Raw genomic sequence first — 2,723 nt, 5'->3', positions numbered from 1 at the left:
TCAAGGAAACGGGTGATAAAACACCTCTTATTTTAGTTCACCCTATTGGTAGAAGTATATTTTGGTATAAGCTTCTTGCTAAATATTTAGACAAAGAAAGACCCTTATACGGGATGCAAGACCCAGGCATTGATAAAAACGAATTCATTTTTGATACCCTGGAAGAGATGGCTAGCGCATACATCGATTCACTTCAGGCTATTTATCCCTATGGTCCTTATTTGCTTGGCGGCTCGTCATTTGGCAGTACTGTCGCGATTGAAATGGCGAGACAGTTAGAGGAGAAAGGGGAACGTGTTACTGCCATTATCTCGCTTGACGGCTGGGCATTTTATCCCACACTTCAAAGCAATGAGCTTTATTTCCAAGACATTATGAAGGAACAAAATTCGAGACTCTTAAAAAAGTATGTAGAAAATAATGTCTATAATTCTAAATTTTTGTTGGATTTACAGTGGAATAGGGAAAAATGTTAATGCAATACAAATTGCCTATTATTAATAGCAAATTAATCTTGTTTAAAGCTGAAAAACTGACCGAGATGTTTCAATATGATGCCCCTTTAAATTGGTAGGAAAATTATTCGAAACGACCCATCGAACTCCACATCGTTCCAGGAGATCACGAAAGTATGTTTTACGAGCCTAACATCCAAACCTTAGCCAGAAAACTCAACAATAGCTTATCTGAGAAAAATATTGAACCTTCCCTATTAAATGAAGTCATTGGAGGGGATTTATTAGAATTTTAATAGATAATTGAATTAACTCGCTGGCATAATGAGCCAGGCTGATTTGTTTTTATTTTTCCCCTAACCTACCATTTACTTGGTTGAACATTAAACCGGGTTGATTTCATGCCTAAAAACACAGCGATATTATCGACTTTTATAAACCTGGTTGACCAGCCCATAATCTTAGTATCATCGGAACTCATCATTTTAGATCTCAATGTTAAAGCAAAAACGGTATTTAAAATAAAAAAGCCACGATAGGTAAACCCTTTTCAGTTTTATGCCCCAATCTTGATCCAAACAGCCCCCTACAGTCTCAACATTTAGTTTCCCACACCAGAGATAAAACTGTTCTGTGGCATATAGCGAACCTTCAAGAGGAGGATGAACTCATCCTGATTGGGACAATCCAGGATAAAAAGAACGAGTCTTTTTTAAATAGTCAAAAAGAATTTGAGGACTCTACTCCTCAAGAAATCACTAATCTCAATCTACTTTTGTCTAGCCATTTAATTGATAAGAGCAAAAGCTCATTAGAGCAAGTAAGAAATATTTATAATTACATGGAAAACATTATTGCAGAGATGCCTGTCAGTGTTTATTGGATAAACAAGGATTGTGTATACCTTGGATGTAACAATAACATGGCTAAATTGTTAAATCTAAAATCAAGACACGATATCGTTGGTAAAACCTATGCCGATCTTTATGACGATAAATCAGCTTCCCACTATAGGAAAGCAGACAGAGCTGTTATGGATAAAGGGGTATCATTAAGTTTAGAAGAGCCTTTGCATTACCCTGATGGAACTAAAGAAATTTATTTATCAAATAAAGTTCCTTTACATAATTCAAAGGGTGACATTGTAGGGATGGTTGGCATCTCTGTTGATATTACCGAGCGCTTACTTCAAGCTAAAAGAGCGGCTGAAGCAGCCAACCAGGCAAAATCTGAATTTATTGCCAATATGAGCCATGATATTCGCACCCCGCTAAGTGGGATAATCGGGATGTCACAAGAGTTGCTTAATGTGGCCGACAATGCCCGTTCCCTTTTACAACAAGCTCCCGCAGATGCAAACACAGCTTCCCCAAAAGACTATTTGCCTTTGTTAAAAGAGATGACTGAAACCGTCCAGGAGAACAGCCAGCTTTTAATAAGAGCAACCGATCAATTATTAGAGCTATGTAATAAAATCTTAGAAACCATGCGTTTGGAATCAGGATATCAGCCAGAAGAAGTAGAGTCCTTTAATCTGCGTGATTTAGTTCAACACAACATAGAATTTTTACAACCGGTGGCTTTTCATAAAAAATTAAAATTGTCCTTTGACATAGAGACATCTATCCCTACTTATTTTAGTGGATTACGGAATTACCTTGACCGTACCCTGCTTAATCTTTTATCTAACGCCTTAAAATTTACCAACAGTGGTTTTGTCAAAATCAACGTGAAATCGCTTAATGAAAGGGATTCATCTTATCTCCCAGGTGATAAGATGAACTTACAACTGTTGATAGAAGATAGTGGTATTGGTATTCCAGAAGATAAATTTGAAACAATATTTGAACATTTTTCTCGCCTGACCCCTGCTTATCAGGGATTATACAAAGGGGCAGGTTTAGGCCTATATACCGTGAAGCGTTACATCGAAGCAATGCATGCCACAATTAATATAGAAAGTGAAGTAGGTAAAGGAACTTGTTTTATTATTACTCTTCCACTTCATGTCTCTGATCATTCTGATCGAGAAAAATACCGGTTCGCCAGCCACAAATCTCTACAGTGCAAACCTTGCCATCTGACCGTATCATAAAGCCAGAAGAGATAACAAAGGTCGATGCTGTCGCCTCTGTCCTGGTAGTCGAAGATAATCCCCTTGCCGCTAAAAGCCTGCAAGCCTACTTAAATCGCTTTCAATGCGCTCATGATCATGCAGAAAACGGCATGGAAGCGCTCACGATGGTTCAAAACAACGACTACGATCTC

Annotated in this window: 3 protein-coding genes; all 3 read left to right on the top strand. The window is 37.9% G+C overall.

Features of this window, described 5'->3' with window-relative positions; all coding sequences use genetic code 11:
* On the top strand, positions 1-476 hold a 476-nt coding region (locus BN58_RS34890; protein WP_040916666.1), incomplete at its 5' end, for a thioesterase domain-containing protein.
* Positions 477-1,296: 820 nt separating this feature from the next.
* Positions 1,297-2,550, top strand: coding sequence for a PAS domain-containing sensor histidine kinase (locus tag BN58_RS26340; RefSeq protein WP_156812580.1), 1,254 nt, complete (start codon positions 1,297-1,299; stop codon positions 2,548-2,550).
* A partial coding sequence (locus BN58_RS28985; RefSeq protein ID WP_156812579.1) for a response regulator occupies positions 2,529-2,723 on the top strand: 195 nt, incomplete at its 3' end. The genes BN58_RS26340 and BN58_RS28985, both read left to right, overlap by 22 nt.

Source organism: Legionella tunisiensis (genome assembly GCF_000308315.1).
Classification (GTDB): Bacteria; Pseudomonadota; Gammaproteobacteria; order Legionellales; family Legionellaceae; genus Tatlockia; species Tatlockia tunisiensis.
The sequence above is the reverse complement of the archived record's forward strand: the minus strand, read 5'-3'. Positions and strand labels throughout refer to the sequence as shown.